The sequence below is a fragment of the Halobellus sp. GM3 genome (assembly GCF_052545375.1).
The window spans coordinates 68,565-90,406 of record NZ_JBQWLT010000009.1; the positions used below are offsets into that span (position 1 = coordinate 68,565).

The window sequence follows — 21,842 nt, forward strand, 5'->3', positions numbered from 1 at the left end:
GGTCCACCCGACCACGGCCAGCGGTCCACTCGGGCGAACGGGTGCTGTTAAGTGTCGGCCGACCGGAGATGCGGGCAGAATGAGCGCCGGGGTCACAATCTCTTCGATGTCCACCTACGCGATCCTCGGGTGCGGGAGCGTCGGATACGCGGTGGCCGAAGAGCTCATCGAGGAGGGCAAAGACGTCCTCATCCTCGACAAAGACGAGAACCGCGTCGAATCCCTCCGCGATCAGGATCTGAACGCACAGCAGACCGACATCGCCGAGGGCGACGTCGCCGACGCTGTCGCCGACAGGGACGTCGTTCTCATCCTCGCCTCGGACGTCGAGGCGAACAAGGCGGCCGTTTCCTCGATCCGGGACCGCGGCGGCGATCAGTTCATCGTTGTCCGCGCCTCCGATCCGGTCTCGGAGGACGAACTCGACGAACTCGGCGCGGACGTCGTCATCAACCCCTCGGAGGTCATCGCCGACTCGGCGCTGCGCTCGCTGGAATCCGGCGAACTCGAGTACAAGGCCAGACAGCTCGCGGAGATCCTCGAAGGCGCGTCAGCGGGGTTGGCGGTTCTCACCCACGACAATCCGGACCCGGACTCGATCGCCTCCGCGGCCGCGCTGCAGGCGATTGCGAGAGAGCACGGCATCGACGCGGTCATCAACTACGACGGCGACATCGGCCACCAAGAGAACCGCGCGTTCGTCAACCTCCTCGGCATCGAGTTAGTGCCGCTGTCGGAGGGGAAGCCGCTCTCGGAGTACGGGGCCGTCGCGCTGGTCGACCACATGAAGTCTGGCGATCCCGAGATCGACTCGGAGGTCGACATCTTCATCGACCACTACGAGCCCGACGACGACATCGAGGCCGCGTTCATGGACGTCCGGCCGAACGTCTCCTCGACGTCGACGATCCTCACGAAGTACCTCCAAGAGTTCGATCTCACGCCGAGCGAAGCCGTCGCGACCGCGCTCCTCTACGGGATCCGCTCCGAGACACTGGACTTCAAACGGGACACGACGCCCGCGGACCTCACCGCCGCGGCGTACCTCTACCCCTTTGCCAACCACGACACGCTCGAACAGGTGGAGTCGCCCTCGATGTCCGCGGAGACGCTCGACGTCCTCGCGGAGGCGATCCAGAGCCGCGAGGTGCAGGGCAGTCACCTCGTCTCGAACGCGGGGTTCATCCGCGACCGCGACGCGCTCGGGCAGGCCGCCCAGCACCTGCTGAAACTCGAGGGAATCACCACGACCGCCGTCTTCGGCATCGCCGACGACCGGATCTTCCTGTCGGCGCGCTCGAAGGACATCCGGATGAACATCGGGAAGATCCTCCAAGACGCCTTCTCGGAGATCGGCGAGACCGGCGGTCACTCGACGCAGGGCGACGTTGAGATCCCGCTCGGGATCTTCACCGGCATCGAGACGAGCGCGGACAACCGCGACACGCTCTTGCAGCTCACCGAGGAGGCCGTCCGCCGGAAGCTCTTCGAGGCGATGGGCGTCGAGAGCGAGGGGAGCAACGGGAGCTAAGCGACGCGCCACGCCTCCGCCGTCCAGCGTCGTCCGTCTCCGCAGAGCGACGCGCCGGACGGGATGTCGGACTTCGACCCGCGCCCCGGTTCTGACGCAGCGGGGTGACGCTCCGGGTAAACGACAGAACTTAGCCGCGTCGACCGAAGCGCACAGATACATCGAACCGTGGCCAGCAGCCTCCTTCCAGTCATCGCGACGATACTCGTCTCCGGGATCGGCGTGCAGTTGCTCGCGAGGCGCGTCCGAGTGCCGAGCGTCGTGTTCTATCTCGCTTTGGGGATTCTGCTCGGACCGTTCGGACTGGGCGTCGTGACGGTCGATACCTTCGGCGACGGGCTGGAGACGATCGTCGGACTCAGCGTGGCGATCATCGTCTTCGACGGCGCGTTCGCGCTCCGGATCGACCGGCTCCGCGAGGCGTCGACGGCGTCGCTGCGGCTGGTGACGATCGGCGCGGCCGTGACGTTCCTCGGCACGGCCGCGGCCGTACACGCGCTCGAACGAGTCGGCTGGCCGATGGCGTTCGTCATCGGGGCGCTCTTGGTCGCGACGGGGCCGACCGTGGTGACGCCGATTCTGGAGGTCGTTCGAGTCAGAGAGCACGTCGCCGCGGCCCTCGAGACCGAGGGCATCCTCAACGACGTGACGGCCGCGATCGCCGCCGTCGTCATCTTCGAGACGCTTCTGCTCGACGGGCTCGGCGCGACCGCCGCGGTGCTGGCGTTCCTCGAGCGATTCGGCGTCGGCGTCGCGGCGGGGCTCTTGGCGACAGTCCTCATCTACGCGCTCTTGGAGTACGGCGTCACTCGAGAACGGGGGCCGCAGGCCGCCCGCTTTCTCGTGTTGAGCGCGGCGGTCGGCTCGTTCGCCCTCGCGGAGGCGGCCGCCGCCGAGGCCGGGATCGCCGCCGCGGCGACCGCCGGCATCGCGCTCGGCAACGTCGATCTGCCCCACCGAGAGGCGATCGAGGAGTTCGCTCGCGACGCGACACTCATCGTGTTGGCCTTCGTCTTCGTCTCCTTGGCCGCGCTGATCGACGTGGGGGCGATCGTCCGCCTCGGCGTCAGCGGGATCTTGCTCGTCGTCGTGGTGATGTTCGTACTCCGGCCGCTGGCGGTCGGGATCGCGACCGCCGGGATCGAGCGATTCACCCGATCGGAACGGCTGTTCCTGGCCGCGATCGGCCCCCGCGGCATCGTCCCCGCGAGCGTGGCGACGCTCTTCGCGATCGAGTTGGCGACGCGGGGCGAGACGGCGGCCGCCCAGACGCTTCTCGGGACCGTCTTCGTCGTCATCGCGGCGACCGACGCGGTGGAGGCCGGACTGGCGCGGCAGACGGGCGAGATACTGGGAGTGACACCAATGCGTACGATAATCGTCGGCGGGGGCCGGGTCGGCCTGGCGCTCGCCACGCGACTGGAGCACAGAGGAGAGTTCGTCGTCCTCGTCGAGGACGATCCGGCCCGGATCGAGGCGGCGCTTGACAGGGGAATTACGGTCCACGAAGGGGACGGGACGGAGTCCGACGCCCTGCGGGAGGCCGGGATCGAGGACGCGAAGCGCGTCGTCGCCGCCACGGCGGACGACGACGACAACGTACTGATCTGTCAGACCGCCCGCGCGAAGTTCGGTATCGAGGACCTGTACGCGCAGGTGAACGACCCCCAGAACGCCGATGTATTCGAGTCGCTGTCGGTCACCGCCGTCGACGGCCCGACGGCGACCGCCTTCGCCCTCGACAACGAGATCGGGCGGCCGGAACTGGCTAACTGGATGTCCGACCCCGGAAGCGCCCACGCCGTCGAGGAGGTCCGAGTGACCGACGACGCGCTGGTCGACACGTCGATCAGGGACCTGAACGAGCGGATCCCCGGCGGGTGCCTCATCGCCGAGATCGGGCGGGGGGAGGCAGCGCACGTCCCCGACCCCGACGAGACGCTCTCGTACGGCGACCACGTCACGTTTATCGGCGACGCCGCGGCCGTCGAGACCGCGGTCAAGCGCTTCCACCCGCACGAGTGACGGCCCGAGCGCTCGTTCGACGGTATGCGGTCGCCCGCTCGCTGCCGCGGGAGCGCCCGTCTCACCCTCGCAGAGAATATCACACCTCCGCCCGGAACGGTACCCACATGTCGCTCTCGCCGGCCTCGACTCTCTGCATCGGGGGCGCGGACATCGACGCGACCGATCCAGCGGAGGGCATCGACGTATCGAGCCCGACGGTGCTGTGGGTGTTACAGCCTGAGCGCGACGACACGGAGACGACGATGAACGAGCACCTAGGCGGTGAAGGACGAGTGAGGAAGCTACGCTGGACGAATTTATGATGGATGTATTGATATATTTTTAGGCAACACGAAAAAATGTTTGGATATTGATAAATTATAAGTGGTTTGGACGCCTACGTACAACCGCAATGAGTACCCAAGAAACCGTCCGCAGGCAAGCCGGTAGCATCCACGAGAACCCCGTACGGCTCGACGAGGAGAAGGCCGAACAAATCGTCACGGCACTCAACACGGACCTCGCCGACGCGTACGTCCTGTACCACCAGCTCCACAAGCACCACTGGAACGTCGAGGGTGCAGAGCATCTCGGGATCCACCGCTTCCTCCAAGAAGCCTACGAGGACGTCGAAGAGGCCGCTGACGACGTCGCCGAGCGCATCCAAGCCATCGGTGGCGTCCCGAACGCCAGTATGGGGGCGCTCTCGGAGGCCGCCACGGTCGAACCCGAGGACGAAGACGTCTACGACATCCGCACGTCCTTCGAGAACGATATGGAGATGTATGGCGAAATCATCGAGAGCTACCGCGAACACATCGAGCTCGCCGAGGGCCTCGGCGACTACGCGACCGGTGAGATGCTCCGCGAACAGTTAGAGGACCTCGAAGAGCACGCGCACATCATCGATCACTACCTCGAAGACGACACGCTCGTCCGGTAATCCACGACCGACTAACTGCCCGGAGACGTATCTTTCTGCGGTTCTCCGTCTGCGGAGTTGGAGTGGTCAGAAGGAAGAAGACGGATTGGTTTCGAGCGAACGTCGTCTGGCGGGAGAATCGTTCCTTCTAACCGTTTGGCGATCTCGCGGTCCACGACCCCAGCAAGGAGTAGGGCCTCTCGGGCGTAGTCGTCAAGTTCGAGGACGTCGCGGAAAAACCTGCAGAATGTCACGTGTGTTTCATACAGACCAGCCGCTCGTTCCCGCCCTTCCTCAGTCAATTCGACACCGGTGTACGGTTCGTGTTCAACGAGTCCGTTCTCTGCGAGTCGCTGTATCATTTCGGTCGTCGCCGATGGCGAGCGATCAACCAGTCGCGCAATCCGCCCTGAGCGGACGGGAGGTCCCTCCATCTCCTCGAGCGCGTATATAACAACGAGATACTGTGCAGTCTTCCCGGTCAATTTCGACCCCTCAAAACCAATTGCGGTGGCGCTCGATTACTGTTCCAGCTCGATTGGAGTATCCGTCGCGATCCACCCGTCAGTATTTCCAGCTTCCAGAAAGACGACTGTTCCCGGACACGTTTCGCACACCGAGATGGTGGGGCCTGACTCGTCGACCTCCGCTGAGGCGAGTTCTTGGTTCGCCTGTGACTGCACTGCCATATACTTGTTTTAGGCATACCTAAAGTGAAAAGTGTTCCGTTCCAGACGCAGATCAGCGCGACGGGTTGTGCACCGCACCAACGTCCCCGACACAATATAGTAGCGTTTGCACGTCTTCGCTCATCCCATCGCACGACTGCGTGCGATCGAATGCGCACTCAGTTGCAAACGCTACTATAACTCTGCAGCGCGGTTCGGGTTGCCGTCTTCCCATCCTGCGTGGAGCGCTTCGACTCCTGACAAACGATCAGGTCGTAGTACGGGAGTTGCGGGTCGTATCGCCGGAGCGCGGTCCGGTAGTGCTCGGTCGCCTGAGCAGCGGTTCTGGCGGTTGCTCGACTCTCGAAGCGTAGCCCAGCGGCTGGAACCGGGCGGTCGCCGTACCGGGCACAGATCAAGTAGTACTCACCAGTCTCGCTGGCCAGCGCCTCGATGTGATCGCGGATTTCGACGAGCGTTTTTCCAACCATAGCGAATCGTTATTCGGGTTTTCGGCCGGTGACGATCGAGTATTGCTCCGGTGAACTCACGGTCGACGACGTCGTGTCCTCGACCGGCGTTCGGCCAACAAGAACCCCTGCGTCGGTCCCGACATCAAGGGCCCGCCGTGATTCGTCGCTGACCACGTCACGAATGCTACCTCCCCACACGCGACGATCGCCGTGCTGAGTGATTTCATCGGCGTACCGGGCCGTGGCGTTCCCGTCGGTCATTCGAGTTGATTGTCACCTCCGGATCTTCATAGGCTGCTCTGCGCGTATGAACGGGTCCGCGTCGGGGTTCGCCGCCAACGCGATACCACGACTGTCCGTCCGAGAGACGGTCCACGTCGGTACCGTCGGAATCCCGTAGTCTTCCGGGTCGTTGTAGAGTGCCGCAATGACCCACGTCCGAGCCCGCATACAAGATGTGGCTCTCGTGGGCGATGGAGTCGACTGGGTCGATGGCGATGCGGTGTCTCGCTTTCCCGAGTGGGGTCCTTCGTCTCGCATCCTCAGATAGTTCCGTTGATGATGTCCGCGACGCGCCGGGGATCGAATAGCGTGAGTGAATCTTCGTGCAACGTCTCCATCCCGTCCCACTCACCGAATGAATCGGGGTAGAACTGCCTCGCCGCTGCCTCTGTCTGGAAGAGATTGATGACCGGCCCTTGGTAGGAGCCGCCACCGCGATAGAGTCGGTCGTTCTGGACGGCTGAAAGCTGGCTGCCGATCGGGTCCTCACGCATACTCTCCATCCGAGACTCGAACTCAGACGTCGAGACGTGCGAGAAGCCGTATTGGAACACGATCGCGTCGGGATCGACTTCGAGCAGTTGTTCGTAGTCCCACTCCGCGTAGCTTCCCTCGATGTGGTCGTCAAACGCCCCGCGCATCTCCAGATCCCGGTACTGCTTGTGGTTGTTCCCGTCTTGGACGGGATAGGCGTAGAACGAGCCCCCCTCGAAGTCGGAGTTGACCGACACTAAGCCGACCGTCGGCCGGTCCTGAGTCGGCGGAAGCGTCCCCTCGATGGTCGCCAGCATCTCGTCGTGGATCGTAGCGAACGCCTCGTAGCGCTCGGTCTCGTCGAACGCCTCGGCGACGACCTCGAAGGCCTCATAGAGCGTATAGTAACCGTAATCGTGCCAGTCGTCTCCGCGTCGTCGGATGTAGTTCCCGAGGAACGGACCGACTTGGGTGGCGACCTCCTCAGCGTCGTTCTCGCTCCAGTCGTCGGCCAAGACGCCGAGCCAGTTGGGATCGATCAGGTGAACATCGCAGTCCAGTTCGTAGAAGATCTCTTTGTCGAATTCGCCGCCCTCGGCAATCGGCGCCACGTCCGCGAACGAGACGTCCACGCCCGGTAGCGCGTCGTAAAACGCCGTCGGCATCGTGTCGGGATTCCAGAGCCCTCTGAGGCCACCGGCTTTGCCCAGTGCGATGCCCATATCTCCGTACGTGCTGAGAAACGCCGACCAAGTCTCCGGCGGTTCCTCGAAGTCGACGGTACCCATCGGCTCCATCGTTACCGAATAACCGGCATCCTCGGTCGTGCTCGGAGTCGAAGTCTCCGACTCCGCCCCTGTCGAAACCGGGGTCGACCCACCGTCTGAGCCCCCTGTACAGCCAGCGAGTAGCCCACCGGTGACGACTGCGCCGCCGTACTTCAGGTAGTCTCTCCGCGTCGGTGCCTCTCGGTCCTCGGCGTCAGGTGCCATATGATTTAGGCACACCTAAAAGATTAAAGCCGTTTCGAATGTTAGGCCAGCCTAAAACAGCGGGAGATCGGTACGGGACACCGCGCCGCGGGCACATCTCCGGGCCGTTCTCCGGCAGCGAAAGCCCACGTGCGGGCATTCACCGACAGCGTCAGGTGACGTGACGCACAGACGATCCCCTCTGAAGTCACACGAATCGCATCACCCGTCCCGATGCTGTCAGGAACCACATCTTCCTGTCTATTCTCCGTCGTCAACCTCCAGCACGTCGTCCACCGAAATCGCCACTTCGCCGGGCGCGGAACGTACGAGTGATCCGAGCGCTTCAGCGGCCCGCCCACGAGCGTGCAGACTCCCGTCGGTCAGTCGCCCCGTCAACGCCGCAGATGCGTCCGTGAGCTTCGCCGGGTAGTAACTATCGGGGTACAAGGCTACAACCCCGCCTGAGGCGGGGGGCTGTCAATTTTGGGTGCACGAGTGAAACCGCAAGACGAGAGGGACACCGAGTGCGCGGGACAGGATTCGAACCTGCGGAGGTCTATACCACAGCGTCCTAAGCGCTGCGCCGTTGGCCGCTTGGCTACCCGCGCGCACGTGCACCTAGCCCGAACTCCCAAATCAACCTGTCGCTCCGCGCGGAGGGTTCTTATGCGGCGCCGTCCACGGGCCAGTATGTACAGCGCCCGAGACCAAGTCACCAACGAAAAGTGGCTTCAACGGATCGAACGCGGGGCAGACCGGCTCGGACTCGGCTCCGAAACCCGCTCGTACGCCGCGGATATGTTTCTCTCGCAGGCGCCCGAGGAGGACCGATCGAAGCGCGCCGTCGCGGCCGCGAGCCTCTACGCCGGGGCGCTGATCGCCGGCGAAGAGTGCTCCCAATCCAGCGTGGCCGACGCGATGGGCGTCGCGCGGCTCAGCGTCCAGCAGCGGTGGAAGGCGGTCCTCGAAGCGGCGGGCTTTCGGCCACCGTCGTGGTGACTCTCGGAGGAGATCGCCCACCAGATGCCGTCCCCCGATCAATTTTCCGAGCGCTCGTAGTGAGAGAGACCATCGTGCGCTCTCATAGATCTCCGACGTCCCGTCAAGCGAGAGTCGATAAACAGGACCGTTACTCCCCGTCAGTGTCGCCACTGGGACGCTTCGGTCCGCGCCCCTCGCGATCCGGCGTGAGGTTTCCGTGCCGATCGATCTCGCCGCGGACGATGCGCGTCGAGGAGATGCGCTCGCCGTCCTCGGCGGTGACGTGATCGACGATTTCGATATCGAGCGGATCGTGGCCGCGATCCCGGCGGATCTCGTTGATCCGCTCGCCGCCGTCGCGGGTCTCCGGGGAGACGATCAGAACGTCGAATTTCGGTTCGGTTGCGATCCCCGTCGGTTCCTCCAGCTTCCGTACCTCGAAGTTGCGACCGTACGTCTCGGCGATCGGTGACAACTCGTCGACGAGGTCCTGCCGCCGGTCCCTGAAAGAGCGAACGTATCGATCGACGTGGCGGGTCTTCGGGGCGAGTTCGTCGCTGGTCAGCCCGACCGTGACGTCGCCCAACTCGAAGGCGCGCTCGAAGAGCGCGAGGTGTCCGTCGTGGACCGGGTCGAACGTCCCACCCAACGCGACGTGCATACCCGGCCGAGGTCCTCCCGAGACTTAAACGGGACGGGTCTGCGTTGGGCACCGGGTGCGTGCTCGGACGGTGAACAGCCAGAAGAATTTTGTATAGCACTATAGGATTCACACGGACTCGTACGGACGGAGAAAGCGACGTCAGTACAGCGAGTAGATGTGCTGATCGTACGTCTCGCGGACGCGATCACCCCAGTTGTGGGTGTACGTATCGATGATGTCGCCGCCGACGTCCCCGCGGAGGTACTTAACGATTCCACGGTCGCCCGTTCTATCGCGGAGGTGCGTGGTGAAGAAGTGCCGGAAGTAGTGAGGGGTGACGTTCTCCTCGGCGCTCCCGCCGGATCGGTGCCACCCGGCGTCGCTCGCGTGTCGTTCCACGAGGTGATGCACCATGTGGGGCGTCAGTCGCTCGCCCCAGCTCCCGGAGGTACTGAGAAAGAGCGGCTCGGCGGGCGAACGCGTCGCCGGCCGGATCGCGAGCCATCGTCGGAGTGCGGTTTCTAACTCCTCGTCGATCGGGACGACCGTCGATCGCTTTCGCTTGTTGGAGGCCGCCCGCTCCTCGCCGTCGACGACGCGTCCGGCTTCCGGCTCCGCCGAAACGTACAGCGACGGCCCCCGACCGTCGAGTTGCGGCCGCGAGGAGACGCCGTCGTGGGAGACGCTCCGCAGCGGTTCGTCGTCGTCGAGCGCGACGTCTTTGAGATCCAAGTTACAGAGCTCGCCGACTCGAACCCCCGTTTTCAGGAGCGTAACGACGACCGCGTGATCCAGCGGATGGGGCACGTCGCGCAGAAACTGCCGCATCGACGGGAGCGTGATCTCCCGACGGGAGGGGTTCGTATCGATCTGCTCGTCCATTTCCTCCATAACGAGGGTCATCGGGTTCGATTCGAACGCGCCGACCTGCGTCATATACGCGTAAAAGCGGTGGAGATACGACGCGTACGTCGCGATTGTGCTATCCGCGTTCGCCTCGCGGCGGAGCGAATGAATCCACGCCATACAGTCCCGATGGGAGGCGTCCCCGATGGATTCGGTTTCACCGCCTGTTGTCGGTGAATCTCCGAGAAACGCCTCGAACCGACGCAACACGCGCTCGTAGGCGTCTCTCGTCCGGTCGGACTTCCCGTGGTACGTCATATCCTGTAAGAAGTACGCGATCGGATCCTCGTCGGACTGCTCACTCTCGGAGTCAACGCTCATCGGTACCTCTCGACGAGTCAGTCAGTGTATATCCTCCACGCCGGCCGCTATAAATAACGGTCCCCGCGGACTGCAACTGCTGGAGCGTCGCTTCGAGGCGCTCTTCGGCGTCGGCGGTGAGGGCCTCGAGCAGCTCGTCCCACGAGCGAGACTCCCCGTCCGCGAGCGCATCGATCACCCGCCGCTCGAAGTCACTTCCCCCATCGTCCCCCGAAAGATTCGCTTTCGAATCGTCGCCTGCCGGTAGGTCGGGAACCTCGAAATCGCGCCGACCTGCCTGAACCATCGTCCGAACGAACTCACTTTGACTCATCCCCAATTCGTCGGCGTGTGCTTTCCAACGCTCTTTCTGGTACTCCGGGACGTAGGTCAGCACCGTCTTTCGCCCCCCATTCGAGTCCTCGACACCCATAACTCCGCCTGCGTACGCCCATCACTTCAGTGTATGCATATATGAAGATAAGAGACCTTAGATGTGAATATACTATCCGCTATCTACGCTCTATCTAATTTATTTGTGGTAGTGAATACAGATTTGGAGAGGGTGATAGTAGAAATCTATCTAAGTTTTGAGCTGGTGTAACGATTCGCCACAGCGGTTGGGAGAGAAACGACCCGGGGTCTCGACGAGAGGGGTGTGAGAAAGACGGCTACGACTACAGTAGCGTTTGCAACTGATTGCACATCCGATCGCACGCAGTCGTGCGATCAGATGCGTGAAGACGTGCAAACGCTACTATAGCCCCCCGACACGACGAAACGCGCCCGTGTATTCTGAAGGCTCTGACCTCGATTACCGTGTTCAGTATCCCGAGTCGAGGCCTACCGTTTATCTCTTGAAGAGGCGTCTTGGACACACTACCCCGGGGGTCATTGGGGTGAACACGGGGATCTAGCAGATAGCAACTGGGTGGTTTTTCGGGCCGACCGATCTCCACAGCATCGGTTATCTCACAAGGCAAGTAATTTTGCTCGACGTCACAGGTGTCCGGTTTTGGAGAGCGTACGGGGAACGCTTCGATTGAGAGTGTCAAGAGGACAGACAAAACGGGCTCAGCGGAGTGTGTATAGTTTCGTCCGGTGATCGATACTCCAGATTAAGTTTTACAGCGGGTTCACGATCTGCGTCTCTGATGTGTATCGACGGCGTCGACCACACCACTGGGGAATTCTACACGCGAATCGGCGCCGCAAGGGAAACGACCACGCAATCGTCAGTCGATCGAAATCGCGGTAGATTTCGTCAGATCTGATCAGTGTGCGAGCTGGATCAGGCGGCACACGTGAACGGAGGCTATTCCGCGCATTAGCCGGGCCGGAACGGGATCCACGATGAATCCCACCGCTTTGGGGATAGTAGCTCGGTCTTTCCGCACAGTGTTCTCGCGGGATATCGGCTGAACAGGCACAACACCACGAACGCCGCTGATATCCTCCGTCGCTTGTGATAACAGCTCACCGTTCAACGCTCGCCACGAGTTTCCTACGGTGAGTTACTGACGGGAGATCGTACTGTTGACGGGAATCAGTCGGAACGAAGCGGATTCTGAACTGTCCTCTGGGGGTCGTCCGAGAGCGTCACTCTCTCGTGACGAAAATACCTGATTTCTGAACCAAGCCTGTCCGCACACCTAACAGACAGTATCCGAACGTGCAGGCGGTGGACGCCACATCCTCGAAGGAAGTGCGAACGCGCCGGCTGCTCAAATCGAGTGCCACGATACCTATGGCTCTGCTGATGCCCGCGGGATTCATCGTCACACAACAACACCCTCCACCGCCAAGGACCGGATAGCGGCTTGGTACCGCCAGCAGTCCACCGGAGTAGGCGCTGGGGGACTACCCGCACCGAAAGGACCGATAATCCGCTGAGTGAACTCCAAGGCCTGACTCTCTGCGCTCGAGATTCCTCCGCGTTTACGCGGACGGGATGTCAAGAATCACCAGTATCAGACAACCGTGGCGGGCGGGATCAACCACGTCGCTAGACGACCCCATACATTGCATCTCGCTATATCAACCACGGCTGCGTAGTGAATAAACGTATCCAACTATATTGACAGACAATTGATATATCTGAGTGTGAGTGTTGCCGAATACACGCTCTGGGCAGTGCGAGTTCGGGGTATGGCGTTCGCCGCGGGCAGTGTTTGCAACTGTTTCTCAGTCGACCACATCGCGACCGTGTAATGGAGTCCGAGGGTTAGTGACGTGGCAGAGTAGATTTGCTCTCAATCTCCGTCTGAGGGGACCTCCGTGACAGTAGTCGAGAGGTCGAAGCGGGAATCTGTAAAATCCGTGTCTCGCCACGTGCCTCGTCGATACCACGTGTACGCGATTATCGCCCCTGCGACGTTCGAGATGGCGAACGAGAGCCAGATCCCGCGTTCCCCGAGGGGGCCCGCAGTGAGCAACGCGACTGGGAAACGGATGACGCCGAGCGTCAACACCGATATCGCCGCGGCAGTGAGCGTTTTTCCGGCGCCGCGGAAACTGCCCGTGTACGCCCGCATAATGCCCATAAACCCGAATGTCAGCGCGACGTACTGGATGAACTCCGCACCGACACCGACGACTTGGGCGGCGTTCGCTTGATCAGCACCCACGAATACCGAGACGATGGGCTCTGGAAATAGGAAGGCGACGATCCCAGCCGCCGTGAGGACCCCGAAGAGCACTTTCGCCGCTAGCCCCGCCGCTTTTTCCGCTCGGTCCGGTTTGTCGGCCCCGATGTTCTGCCCGGTCATCGTTTCCACGCCACGGGCGACGGCGAGCGCGGGGAGGAAGGCGACCGAGAACACGCGCGTACCGATGCCGTATGCGGCCACGACCGTATCGGGGAACATCGCAACGATGACCAACAGCAGGTTCATCGAGACTGCTCGCCCAGTCCCTTCGATGGACGCCGGCAGGCCAATGCGAACAAGGCGACGGAGATACGAGAGGTCGGGGAGCATATCGCGGAGGTGGATCTCGACCCCTCGGTTCCCGCGGAACATAATCGCCAAGCCGACGACGAGTGCGAGTGCGCGCGAGAACACGGTAGCGATGGCCGCGCCTCGGATGCCGAGTTCGGGGAACGAAAGCGTGCCCACGAGCGGCGCGTTCTCGACGACCGTCCACCCGAAGATCAGGAAGGGATCGATGATGATGTTGAGCACGACCGACCCGAACATCACGAGCATCGGCGTGATCGTGTCGCCGTAACCGCGCATAAGCGCGACGAAAACGGCGAATCCGAACATAAACAGCAGTCCGAGCGAGATGACCTCCATATAACTCGTCGCCAGCGGCAACACGTCCGGTGAGGCGCCCAACAGACTGAGGAAGGAGTCGACGCCGACGTAGCCGATGCCGCCGAGGAGGACTGAGGCGATGGCGGCGAACGTCACGGTCTGTGAGGCGGCGTATTCGGCTTCGCGGTCTTCGTTTGCACCGGTGAACTGAGCGACCAGCACGCTGCCGGCGACGGAGATGCCCATCCCGAGCGAGATGAGCAGGAAGACCATCGGGAACGCGAAGCTGATCGCTGCCAGAGCGTCCGTGCTGTACTGGCCGAGCCAGAACGTGTCGGCGAGGTTGTACGCCGTCTGGAAGAGATTCGTCGCGACGATCGGCATCGACAGGAAGAACAGCGGCTTACCGATGCTGCCCGATGTCAGGTCGAATTCCTCGGGGCCCCTGAACAGCGAACGAACGAGACTTCGAACTCCCATTAGGGTGTCGCCTCCGATAGCTCGTCTGCGAGGAGGTGTCTCTCGGCGTACCGCGTGACAGCCTCGGAGCGCGTCTCAGTCGAATGACCGGCGGCGACACGCCGAGTATGGGCTCCCGTGAGGGCGGTTACGAGAAACTCTGCAGCGGCGGCGGGTTCGATCGTCGCAGTGAACTCCCCCGTCTCCACGCCGGCAGCGATGATCTCCCGCATCCGCTCGAGGAGCATCTCGTCGAAGGTCGCGAGTCGCGTCCGGATGGTGTCGTCGTACGGCGCTTGTGCGGTCACTCCGAGTAGCGCGGTTCGAAACTCCTGCCCGGGCGCGGCTTCCTCATCAGTCAGGGCCGTCCCGAGGAGCGCATAGAGCTGTCCACGCGGGGGACCGCCGTCAGCTGACGGAAGCTGTGCAGCGTATCGTTCGTACAGGTAATCGAGAAACTCGATGAAGAGGTTCTCTTTGCTGTCGTAGTGGTAGTGGATGGATGCTTTGCTCCGGCCTGCCTCCGAAGCGATATCTTCGAGAGTGAGGTCGGCGTACCCCTGCTGGCAGAGCGCCCGGTACGTCGCCTCGAGAATTTCGGTGGCTGTATCGTCGTCCATTTCGGTTGCTACCCTAACTTACTGACTAGTTAGTCAAAAAGGCTTCGGGAGAGAACTTACCTCTGTGAAACGCACAAATAGTGGGCTAAATTCGGTATTTGATCTGACTAATCAATAAGTAATCTGTCCACGATCGACCGTTTGAGCCACAACCGTTATCCAACCACACGAAAAAGCAGTGTCTGATGACCGACCCAGCGGACCGGACCTTCTCGGAGTCTGAGGAGGCGATTATGAAGGCCACCTATCGGGCGCTTCGCGAATATGGGTACGCCGACCTCACGATACAGCGGATCGCGGACGAATACGGGAAGTCCACGGCCGCAGTGCACTACTACTACGATACGAAGGACCAACTCCTCGCGTCGTTCCTCGATTATCTGCTGGAGCGGTTCGTCGATTCGATACGCGACGTCGAGACGACCGACCCCGAGGAGCGCCTGCAACTGCTGCTCGATGAGCTCCTCGTCAAACCACAGGAGAACCCCGATCTCTCGGTCGCGTTGTTGGAGATGCGGAGTCAGGCGCCGTACAAGACGGCCTTCCGCGATCGGTTCGCGCAGAACGACGAGTACGTTCGGTATCTGCTCAAAGCGGCGGTCAATCACGGGATCGACGAAGGAGCGTTCACCGACGTCGACGCCGAACACGTAACCCGCTCACTGATGACGATTATCGACGGGGGTCGGACCCGGGCAGTGGTGTTGGACGATCTCGGAGCCCTCGTAACGGCCCGGCGGACTGCGGGTGAGTACGTCGATGCGGTGTTACGGTGACGGTCTCGGACATAGTAGCGGTTGCAACTGATTGCACAGCCGACCGCACGCCGTCGTGCGGTCGAGTGTGTACAGACGTGCAACCGCTACGATAGTTGAGGACTCCACCCTATCCGCGGCAGGATATCAGTCGCGCGTCAGGGTCAGAACTCGCGCTGACGGGAGCGACCAGCCATAGATGAGCGCCGCGATCCGCGTTCCGACGACCGTGACTGCACACACCGCCGCAGCGGTGCCGCCCGTACCACCGGCGGCGACGACCACCCAGTACGTGCTACCACCCAGTACCGCGCAGCTGGCGTAGAAATCGTCGAGCAGAATGAACGGTGATCGGTCGAGCAGGATATCCGCGACCGCACCGCCCCCGACGGCGTTGATCGTCGCGGTCGCGACGACGCCGAAGGCCGGGATGCCGGCCTGCGTTGCGACGATGGCGCCCGTCGTCGTGAACGCGGCGAGCCCGATCGCGTCCGAGAGCCGCGTCAGGGGGTGGCCGTCGGCCGGCTCGAGTGCGGCGCTCACGCCGATCGCCAGCCCGACGCCGAGCAGGCCGAGACCGATCTCGACGGGTGAGCTGAGCGCGAGCGGAACCCGATCGACGAGGAGGTCGCGGGTCATCCCGCCGGCGAACGCCGTGGCGAGGCCGACCACGGTCACCCCGAACAGATCGAACTCCTCGCGTATCGCCTTGGTCGCGCCGACCAGCGCGAACGCGACGAGTCCGACCGTGTTCATCGCGGCGAATGGGTCGACGAACAGTGACTCGAGGAGCGCCTGCGTCACGGGTGACACTCCGATCGCGGCGCTGATGAGCGCTTCGTCTCCGGACCGTCTCGAACCGCACCCGCGTTATCGCACGACGTCGATCGATCGGGAGCACGCAGTTGCACGCGCCACAACCGGCTCCACGTGAGTAGCAGGGGACTCGTTTGGAACACGGTATCCCCCGCGGCGCGGTATCGCCTCGCTCCGCGTCTACACGAACCGTGGGACAGGCTGCCGATCACCGCTCGGTTCGTGTGGTTCATCTGTGTCCGGCGGCACCGGCGGGTATGGGCTTCGGAAGCTACGACGAATCCGAACAGCAGGAGCAGACCACCGAGGCGGACGAGGGCGAGGCCGTCAACGTCCACGAGCACGACCACGACGGCGACGTCAACGTCGAATCCGACGTCGACACCGACGCGCTGGTCGACCGGCTGGGCGAGATGCGCGAAGAGTAACCGGAACAGTCTGTCTTACTTCTCCCCGGGGAGTCCCTCCACGATCGCGACGCCCGAGGAGGCGCCGATGCGCTCGGCGCCGGCGTCGATCATCGCCATCGCGTCCTCGTACGAGCCGATGCCCCCGCTGGCTTTCACCGGGAGATACTCCGCCATCAGCTCGACGTCGGCGGCGGTCGCACCGCCGGTTGCGAACCCCGTCGAGGTCTTCACGAAATCGGCGCCCGCCTCGACCGCGGCCTCGCAGGCGCGGCGTTTCTCAGCGTCCGTCAGGAGCGCCGTCTCTATGATGACTTTCACCGGGATGGGGACCGCCGCGACGACCTCCGCGATGTCCTCGGCGACGGCGCCGTCGTCGCCGGCTTTCAGTCGGCCGACGTTGAGCACCATATCCAGTTCGTCCGCGCCCGACTGCCAGGCGTCGACGGCCTCGCCGTGCTTCGCGGCCGTCGAGTGCTGCCCGTGCGGGAACGCGATGACGGTCGCGAGCGTGACGTCCGGGGCGTGCGCGACGGCCTCGGCGAGGTAACACGGCGGGATGCAGGCGTTCATCCCGTACTGCGCCGCCTCCTCGAGGACGCGTTCGACGTCGCCAGCGCCGGTCGTCGGCCCCAGTACGGTGTGGTCGATGCGCGCGGCGAGTTCGGATCGGTCCATAGCGGTCACTCGGTGTCGACCGGCAAAAAGCGCGGGGGAGGTGTCTGTGTCGGGCGCGGCGCCTCAGTGCGTCGGGTGTGGCACTCGCGGCTTCGGGGCGTCACCTACGCGGCGTCCGTCTTCTCGGAGCCTCCCGCGTCCGTCTCATCGACGCTCGGCGGCGTCGCCGTCGCGGGGGCGCCGGCAGCGCCCGCCGCGTCGAGCGGCCGCGTCTCCGTCACTGTCACGTCGCGTTTGGGATACGGGATCTCGATTTCGGCGGCGTTCAGCGCCTTGTACAGCGCGCGGTTGAGTTGGTGCTGCGCGCGTCGGCGGCGCGTGGGGCCGTTGACCCAGCAGAGCAACTCGTACTGGAGCGCCGAGTCCCCGAAGGACCGAAAGCGCGCCCGGGGCTTCGGCGAGTCGAGGACCATCGATTCCGAGAGCGCGACGTCGACCGCGAGCTCCTCGAACGCGTCGATGTCGGTCCCGTAGGCAACCCCGAGGGGAATCCGAACGCGGCGGCGGCGCTGCGGCGCGGACTCGTTCGTCACTTTCGAGGCGTTGAGCGTGGCGTTCGGGACTGTCACCATCACCTCGTCGCGAGTGAGAAGCGTGGTCGAGCGGACGCCGACCTTGATCACGGTGCCCGCGGTTCCGTCGTCGAGGACGATGTAGTCGCCGATCTTGTAGGTGTCGTCGAAGTACAGCGCGATTCCGCCGAAGAAGTTGGCGACGGTGTCCTTCGCGGCGAAGCCGATAGCGATGCCGGCGACGCCCGCGGCGCCCAGAAGCGGCGTGATCTCGATCCCCCAGAGCCAGAGTAGCGTCCCGGCGCTCCCGAGGAGGACCGAGAGCGTCCAGACGTTCGAGAAGACGGGGGCGAAGTCGAATCGACCGCCCTCCTCGTTGACGGCGGCGACGAGCCGGTTCACGACCTCGTTGGCGGCGTACGCCCACACGAGGACGATGACCGAGAGCGAGGGCTTCCCGAACAGGTCGTCGAGCGTTCCCGGCTCTAAGAGGACTGACGACCGCACCGCGGGGACCTGCGTGAGCAGATACACGCCCGCGAGTGCGGCGGTGACGACGAGCGGCGCTCTGAGCGAGGAGATGACGATGTTGTCGTACTCGGTGTCGGTGTTCGAGACGTACTGCCGAGCGAGGCGGAGGATCACGAACTCCATTCCGACGGCGCTCACGACGGAGACGACGAGTACCACGAGCGTCGCCTCAGTGGCCGACAGCCCCTCGAACAGGCGAAGTAGCGATCCGATCATACCCGATGAAAGCGGGTGCGTGAGATAACCGTTTCTCAGAGACCACCCCGAGGCCACTCGTTCCCCGGCGTTGCAACGCCTCCATACATTTTTCACACAGAGGATACTCGGGAGAGGTAGTACGTGACTGTAGGGTGGTCTCCCTGAGGAACAACTGGGTTCGGAGGGTCCTGATGGCGTGTGTCGTCGTCGCTGTAGCGGCGTCGATCGCGGGAACGGCGGCCGCCACCGAGAGCGCCCAGAGCAGCGAGATCACGTTCGTCGAGTCGTCCATCGCGACGGACACGACGTGGACGCCGGACGACGGGCCGTACCGGATCATTCAGGACGTCGAGATCGAACCCGGTGCGACACTGACCATCGAGCCGGGGACGACGGTACAGATAGCCGAGCGCGTCACCCTCACGGTGAGCGGTTCCCTGTCCGCGAACGGGACTGAGGCCCGGCCGGTGACAATCAAGCGGAGTCGAGGGACCTCCTCGGATCGCCGGTGGAGAGCCGTCCGGTACGACGGGACCGATGCCTCGCGGCTCGCGATCCGAAACACCACGCTCGAGGGGGGCGTCGACGGGATCGCCGTCTCGAGCCGCGAGGGGTCGATCTCGATCCGAGACTCGACGCTGCGGGACTTCGAGTCGGCGGGAGTCTCCGTCGACGACGTCACCGCGACGCCGCGGATCACGATCGAGGGGTCGGCGTTCCAGGGGATCGGGGGGCACGCGGTGCGAGCCAGTCCGTCCTTCGGCGCGACCGAAGGGGTGTCGCTCACCGCGTATCCGATGAGTAACTCGCCCCTGTGGAACAACTCCTTTTCGCTCGACCCGGGGGTCGGGGTGTCTCTCGATACCGTTCAACTGGAGTACCCGTCCTCGGCATCGGTCGACAGGGTCGGGCCGGAAACGCTCCGAATTGGCATCGACCGGAACCGAAACGGCAGTATCGACCGCCCGTTCTCGGGACTTGTGACCGACGTGTCGGCCGTCGACGGGCGCATACAGATATCGCTCTCCCGGTCGGTCCGGATACCGAGCGACGGGCGTCTCACCGTCGAGTACGATGGCGTGCGGAACCCGGAAACGCGGGGGATCTACCCGGTCGGCGTACGCCTGCTCGACGGCGGCATCTCCCAACTCTCCGACGGCGTGTACGCCTCGTACAACGTGGGGGAGGTGACCTCTCCGTTCCGGTCGGCGCCGACCACGGCGACGCGCGTCCATCGGCTCAGCGTCCGGGAGTCGACGTTCAGCGACATCGACGGGACGGGCGTCTTCGTCGCCGCCGACCGGGTGTCCGCCCTTCGAGTGCACGGAAACCGCATCGACGGAACGCGGGGCAGCGGACTCGCTGTCCGGGCGGCCGAGAGCGACAGTCGTTTTTGGTACAACGAAATCGCCGCCAGCGATGCCGGCATACAGGTCGAAACGCGGTCGGGGGCGGTCGTGAACGCGTACGGAAACCGGATAGACGGGGGCGAGACCGGCATCAGGATCCGCCAGTCCGGGACGCGAATCCGGGAGTCAGCGCGCGTCACGCTGCGTGAAAACGCGGTCAGGGGGAGTTCCGGACACGGCATCGACGTGACAACGCGGACCGTCGAACTCGGCGTGGAGCTGTCGAACAACACCGTCCGCCGGAACGGTCGCGACGGGATCCACCTCTCGAACTGGATCGTTCGGGGCGGCGTGATCGACGACAACCGAATCGGACACAACGGGGACGACGGGCTCTCGATCGACGGAAGCGTCGTCACGGGCGTCAGGCTCGCCCGAAACGACGTTGCGAGAAACGGGGGCGACGGAGTGGCGATCCGCACCCGAGCCGCGGCGCGTGACCTCCAGATACGCAACAACACGCTGACCGACGGCGGCGGACACGGGCTCACGGTGAACACCGACCTCATCGTCCAGCGGCTCGACGTCGGCGGCAACCGCCTCGGAAACAACGCGGGCGCCGGACTCCTCGTGTCGAGCCCGATCACCCACAGCGGATCGCTCGCGGTCACGGACAACGTCGTCGGGGCGAACGCCTACGGCGTCGTGGTCCGGGGGACCGTCGAGACGGAGATCCGCCGCAACGACATCGTGTTCAACACGAACGCCTTCGCCGAACCGACCCCGCTGGAGGGCGTCGAGCCGGGGACCGGGATCTACGTGGCGGAGGGTGACGACGGGGCCATCATCAACCAGGCGCGGGCGGAGATCCCGCTCGAAGAACTCGTGGCGAACCCCTCGATCGAGCGGTTGAGCTACGCGCGGCTCTGGGACGATACGGTCGTCGTGCTCCGGCGTGACGGGGAGAGCCGCATCCGGGCGGCGGAGGCAAGCGCGCTGGCCATTCGGCGGGTCAGCGAGGCGGTCCCGACGGGGATCGCGATCCCGAAGACCGGGGCGGAAAACGAGAGCGTCCGAGTCGTCGACAACGACATCTACGGGCAACAGCGCGGGCTAGCCGTGGACATCTCACCGCTCATCTCGGCGAACACCACCGCGCGGATCGTGGTCGAACCGGTCCGGACCGTCCACGCGGAGTCGAACTACTGGGGGTCCGAAGCCGGGCCGTATCACTCCTCGATTCTCCCGGAGGGGGAGGGAGACCGCGTGCTGACCCTGCACGGATGGGCCGACTTCATCCCGTTCCGCACCGAACCGAGCGGGCCGCGGTACGCGCGGCCGACACCGCGGATCAGCGCCCCCAACGCGGCCGTTCCCGACGAGCAAGTGCAGGTCTCCGGGGCGAAGTCGTCCGGCGACCGGCACCCCGTCGATCGGTATCACTTCACCGTGGCCGGGGCGGCGAGTCGGGCGCACGCGACGCCGGAATACACCCTCGTGATGCCGTCTGATCGGCTCCGCGTCGAACTGGCCGTCGAGGACTCCCTCGGGATTGACAGCGCCAACGCGACGGCGGTCACGATCGAACCGCGGGAGGCGACGGCGACGCCGGCGGCGGCGACGGCTGAGCAGACGACAGCGGCGAGTCCGCCGTCGACCCCGGCGCGACCCGGATCCGACCCCGGGCTTCTCGAGAGCATCGCATCCGTCTGGGGGCTACTCGGCGGCGTGTTCTTCCTGTCCGCTGTGGCACTCGGTGGCTACGGGATGGCGCTGACGTTCCGGGGCAGCGACCCACCCGTGGGCGGGATGCAGATCCAAGCGCTCGCCGCCGCCGGGATCCTCGTCTGGATCGTTTCGGGACTGCTGTGGGCCGGGCCGCTGGTCACGCTCGGCCTCGGAGCCGCGCTTACGTGGGGCGTCCTGACCGGTCTCGCGTACCTCCTCGCGAGGTGAGCGCGTTCTTCGGGGAATCCTGGGGTGCAACGTGCGATTTGACCACGAACGCGCGAGCAGTCGCCGCCGTCGGAGACGTCTACTGCATTTTGATGACCTTATATGTCCTATTAAGATTAATATTTACGTACGGATACCGAACC

The 21,842-nt window shown here is 63.9% G+C and carries 20 protein-coding genes, 1 tRNA gene and 1 pseudogene; 8 read left to right on the top strand and 14 right to left on the bottom strand.

Features of this window, described 5'->3' with window-relative positions; all coding sequences use genetic code 11:
- Window positions 1-79 precede the first annotated feature (79 nt).
- The 4 genes from ACT3HL_RS14095 (at window position 80) to dpsA (ending at window position 4,481) form a co-directional block, all read left to right on the top strand.
- Entirely contained in the window at window positions 80-1,531 is a 1,452-nt protein-coding gene (locus tag ACT3HL_RS14095; protein WP_445087409.1) for an NAD-binding protein, read from the top strand.
- Window positions 1,532-1,699: 168 nt separating this feature from the next.
- Window positions 1,700-3,556 (top strand): cation:proton antiporter domain-containing protein, encoded by a 1,857-nt coding sequence (locus ACT3HL_RS14100; protein WP_445087410.1) that lies wholly within the window; start codon window positions 1,700-1,702, stop codon window positions 3,554-3,556.
- A 107-nt stretch (window positions 3,557-3,663) separates the two neighbouring features.
- Complete coding sequence (locus tag ACT3HL_RS14105) at window positions 3,664-3,861, top strand: hypothetical protein (protein ID WP_445087411.1); 198 nt, start codon at window positions 3,664-3,666, stop codon at window positions 3,859-3,861.
- Window positions 3,862-3,950: 89 nt separating this feature from the next.
- Complete coding sequence (dpsA, locus tag ACT3HL_RS14110) at window positions 3,951-4,481, top strand: DNA starvation/stationary phase protection protein DpsA (protein WP_445087412.1); 531 nt, start codon at window positions 3,951-3,953, stop codon at window positions 4,479-4,481.
- 11 nt (window positions 4,482-4,492) lie between these two features.
- Here dpsA and ACT3HL_RS14115 read toward each other — a convergent pair whose 3' ends face one another.
- The 6 genes and pseudogenes from ACT3HL_RS14115 to ACT3HL_RS14140 form a co-directional block, all read right to left on the bottom strand.
- Window positions 4,493-4,945 carry a metal-dependent transcriptional regulator gene (locus ACT3HL_RS14115; protein ID WP_445087413.1) on the bottom strand — a complete coding sequence of 151 codons (453 nt, stop codon included), beginning with the start codon at window positions 4,943-4,945 and terminating at the stop codon, window positions 4,493-4,495.
- Between the two features lie 36 nt (window positions 4,946-4,981).
- The gene (locus ACT3HL_RS14120; RefSeq protein WP_445087414.1) at window positions 4,982-5,149 is read right to left on the bottom strand and encodes a hypothetical protein; all 168 of its coding nucleotides are present in this window, start codon (window positions 5,147-5,149) and stop codon (window positions 4,982-4,984) included.
- 233 nt (window positions 5,150-5,382) lie between these two features.
- Window positions 5,383-5,619: pseudogene (locus tag ACT3HL_RS14125) on the bottom strand (DUF7552 domain-containing protein); the annotation flags it as partial.
- 9 nt (window positions 5,620-5,628) lie between these two features.
- Complete coding sequence (locus ACT3HL_RS14130) at window positions 5,629-5,862, bottom strand: hypothetical protein (protein WP_445087415.1); 234 nt, start codon at window positions 5,860-5,862, stop codon at window positions 5,629-5,631.
- Between the two features lie 281 nt (window positions 5,863-6,143).
- Window positions 6,144-7,349, bottom strand: a complete 1,206-nt coding sequence (locus ACT3HL_RS14135) for an ABC transporter substrate-binding protein (RefSeq protein WP_445087416.1) — start codon at window positions 7,347-7,349, stop codon at window positions 6,144-6,146.
- A 507-nt stretch (window positions 7,350-7,856) separates the two neighbouring features.
- Window positions 7,857-7,939: transfer RNA gene (locus tag ACT3HL_RS14140), tRNA-Leu, on the bottom strand.
- A gap of 82 nt (window positions 7,940-8,021) precedes the next feature.
- On the opposite strand from ACT3HL_RS14140, the gene ACT3HL_RS14145 reads away from it, so the two are divergent.
- Window positions 8,022-8,330, top strand: coding sequence for a transcription initiation factor IIB family protein (locus ACT3HL_RS14145; protein WP_445087417.1), 309 nt, complete (start codon window positions 8,022-8,024; stop codon window positions 8,328-8,330).
- Between the two features lie 130 nt (window positions 8,331-8,460).
- On the opposite strand, the gene ACT3HL_RS14150 is transcribed toward ACT3HL_RS14145, so the two are convergent.
- The 5 genes from ACT3HL_RS14150 to ACT3HL_RS14170 all read right to left on the bottom strand — a co-directional run bounded on the left by ACT3HL_RS14150 (window position 8,461) and on the right by ACT3HL_RS14170 (window position 14,497).
- Window positions 8,461-8,973, bottom strand: a complete 513-nt coding sequence (locus tag ACT3HL_RS14150; protein ID WP_445087418.1) for a pantetheine-phosphate adenylyltransferase — start codon at window positions 8,971-8,973, stop codon at window positions 8,461-8,463.
- Window positions 8,974-9,114: 141 nt separating this feature from the next.
- On the bottom strand, window positions 9,115-10,182 hold the full coding sequence (locus ACT3HL_RS14155; RefSeq protein WP_445087419.1) for a tyrosine-type recombinase/integrase: 1,068 nt from the start codon (window positions 10,180-10,182) through the stop codon (window positions 9,115-9,117).
- Entirely contained in the window at window positions 10,172-10,594 is a 423-nt protein-coding gene (locus tag ACT3HL_RS14160; protein ID WP_445087420.1) for a DUF5805 domain-containing protein, read from the bottom strand. Before ACT3HL_RS14160 ends, ACT3HL_RS14155 begins: the two co-directional genes overlap by 11 nt.
- Before the next feature lie 1,819 nt (window positions 10,595-12,413).
- A complete protein-coding gene (locus tag ACT3HL_RS14165) occupies window positions 12,414-13,898 on the bottom strand; it encodes an MATE family efflux transporter (RefSeq protein WP_445087421.1) in 1,485 nt (494 codons plus the stop codon).
- Complete coding sequence (locus ACT3HL_RS14170) at window positions 13,898-14,497, bottom strand: TetR family transcriptional regulator (RefSeq protein WP_445087422.1); 600 nt, start codon at window positions 14,495-14,497, stop codon at window positions 13,898-13,900. The genes ACT3HL_RS14165 and ACT3HL_RS14170 overlap by 1 nt, the downstream gene beginning before the upstream one ends.
- Window positions 14,498-14,682: 185 nt before the next feature.
- Here ACT3HL_RS14170 and ACT3HL_RS14175 point away from each other — a divergent pair, with 185 nt between their 5' ends.
- A complete protein-coding gene (locus ACT3HL_RS14175; RefSeq protein ID WP_445087423.1) occupies window positions 14,683-15,273 on the top strand; it encodes a TetR family transcriptional regulator C-terminal domain-containing protein in 591 nt (196 codons plus the stop codon).
- A gap of 126 nt (window positions 15,274-15,399) precedes the next feature.
- Here ACT3HL_RS14175 and ACT3HL_RS14180 read toward each other — a convergent pair whose 3' ends face one another.
- Window positions 15,400-16,056 carry a TRIC cation channel family protein gene (locus ACT3HL_RS14180; RefSeq protein ID WP_445087424.1) on the bottom strand — a complete coding sequence of 219 codons (657 nt, stop codon included), beginning with the start codon at window positions 16,054-16,056 and terminating at the stop codon, window positions 15,400-15,402.
- A 269-nt stretch (window positions 16,057-16,325) separates the two neighbouring features.
- Between ACT3HL_RS14180 and ACT3HL_RS14185 the strand changes: the two genes are divergently transcribed.
- Window positions 16,326-16,496: a DUF5786 family protein gene (locus ACT3HL_RS14185; protein WP_445087425.1), complete on the top strand. Its 171-nt coding sequence runs from the start codon at window positions 16,326-16,328 to the stop codon at window positions 16,494-16,496.
- A gap of 15 nt (window positions 16,497-16,511) precedes the next feature.
- On the opposite strand, the gene deoC is transcribed toward ACT3HL_RS14185, so the two are convergent.
- Window positions 16,512-17,153 carry a deoxyribose-phosphate aldolase gene (gene deoC / locus ACT3HL_RS14190; protein ID WP_445087426.1) on the bottom strand — a complete coding sequence of 214 codons (642 nt, stop codon included), beginning with the start codon at window positions 17,151-17,153 and terminating at the stop codon, window positions 16,512-16,514.
- A gap of 104 nt (window positions 17,154-17,257) precedes the next feature.
- Window positions 17,258-18,412 (bottom strand): mechanosensitive ion channel domain-containing protein, encoded by a 1,155-nt coding sequence (locus tag ACT3HL_RS14195; RefSeq protein WP_445087427.1) that lies wholly within the window; start codon window positions 18,410-18,412, stop codon window positions 17,258-17,260.
- Window positions 18,413-18,585: 173 nt separating this feature from the next.
- Between ACT3HL_RS14195 and ACT3HL_RS14200 the strand changes: the two genes are divergently transcribed.
- Window positions 18,586-21,699: a right-handed parallel beta-helix repeat-containing protein gene (locus ACT3HL_RS14200; RefSeq protein WP_445087428.1), complete on the top strand. Its 3,114-nt coding sequence runs from the start codon at window positions 18,586-18,588 to the stop codon at window positions 21,697-21,699.
- Window positions 21,700-21,842: the final 143 nt, after the last annotated feature.

Bases quoted from the DNA above. Each gene is read 5' to 3' on its own strand.
- ACT3HL_RS14105 (WP_445087411.1), top strand. From the start codon at position 3,664: ATGTCGCTCTCGCCGGCCTCGACTCTCTGCATCGGGGGCGCGGACATC.
- deoC (WP_445087426.1), bottom strand. From the start codon at position 17,153: ATGGACCGATCCGAACTCGCCGCGCGCATCGACCACACCGTACTGGGG.
- ACT3HL_RS14160 (WP_445087420.1), bottom strand. From the start codon at position 10,594: ATGGGTGTCGAGGACTCGAATGGGGGGCGAAAGACGGTGCTGACCTAC.
- ACT3HL_RS14185 (WP_445087425.1), top strand. From the start codon at position 16,326: ATGGGCTTCGGAAGCTACGACGAATCCGAACAGCAGGAGCAGACCACC.
- ACT3HL_RS14165 (WP_445087421.1), bottom strand. From the start codon at position 13,898: ATGGGAGTTCGAAGTCTCGTTCGTTCGCTGTTCAGGGGCCCCGAGGAA.
- ACT3HL_RS14095 (WP_445087409.1), top strand. From the start codon at position 80: ATGAGCGCCGGGGTCACAATCTCTTCGATGTCCACCTACGCGATCCTC.
- ACT3HL_RS14145 (WP_445087417.1), top strand. From the start codon at position 8,022: ATGTACAGCGCCCGAGACCAAGTCACCAACGAAAAGTGGCTTCAACGG.
- ACT3HL_RS14150 (WP_445087418.1), bottom strand. From the start codon at position 8,973: ATGCACGTCGCGTTGGGTGGGACGTTCGACCCGGTCCACGACGGACAC.
- ACT3HL_RS14155 (WP_445087419.1), bottom strand. From the start codon at position 10,182: ATGAGCGTTGACTCCGAGAGTGAGCAGTCCGACGAGGATCCGATCGCG.
- ACT3HL_RS14120 (WP_445087414.1), bottom strand. From the start codon at position 5,149: ATGGCAGTGCAGTCACAGGCGAACCAAGAACTCGCCTCAGCGGAGGTC.
- ACT3HL_RS14135 (WP_445087416.1), bottom strand. From the start codon at position 7,349: ATGGCACCTGACGCCGAGGACCGAGAGGCACCGACGCGGAGAGACTAC.
- ACT3HL_RS14175 (WP_445087423.1), top strand. From the start codon at position 14,683: ATGACCGACCCAGCGGACCGGACCTTCTCGGAGTCTGAGGAGGCGATT.
- ACT3HL_RS14195 (WP_445087427.1), bottom strand. From the start codon at position 18,412: ATGATCGGATCGCTACTTCGCCTGTTCGAGGGGCTGTCGGCCACTGAG.
- dpsA (WP_445087412.1), top strand. From the start codon at position 3,951: ATGAGTACCCAAGAAACCGTCCGCAGGCAAGCCGGTAGCATCCACGAG.
- ACT3HL_RS14170 (WP_445087422.1), bottom strand. From the start codon at position 14,497: ATGGACGACGATACAGCCACCGAAATTCTCGAGGCGACGTACCGGGCG.
- ACT3HL_RS14200 (WP_445087428.1), top strand. From the start codon at position 18,586: ATGGCGTGTGTCGTCGTCGCTGTAGCGGCGTCGATCGCGGGAACGGCG.
- ACT3HL_RS14130 (WP_445087415.1), bottom strand. From the start codon at position 5,862: ATGACCGACGGGAACGCCACGGCCCGGTACGCCGATGAAATCACTCAG.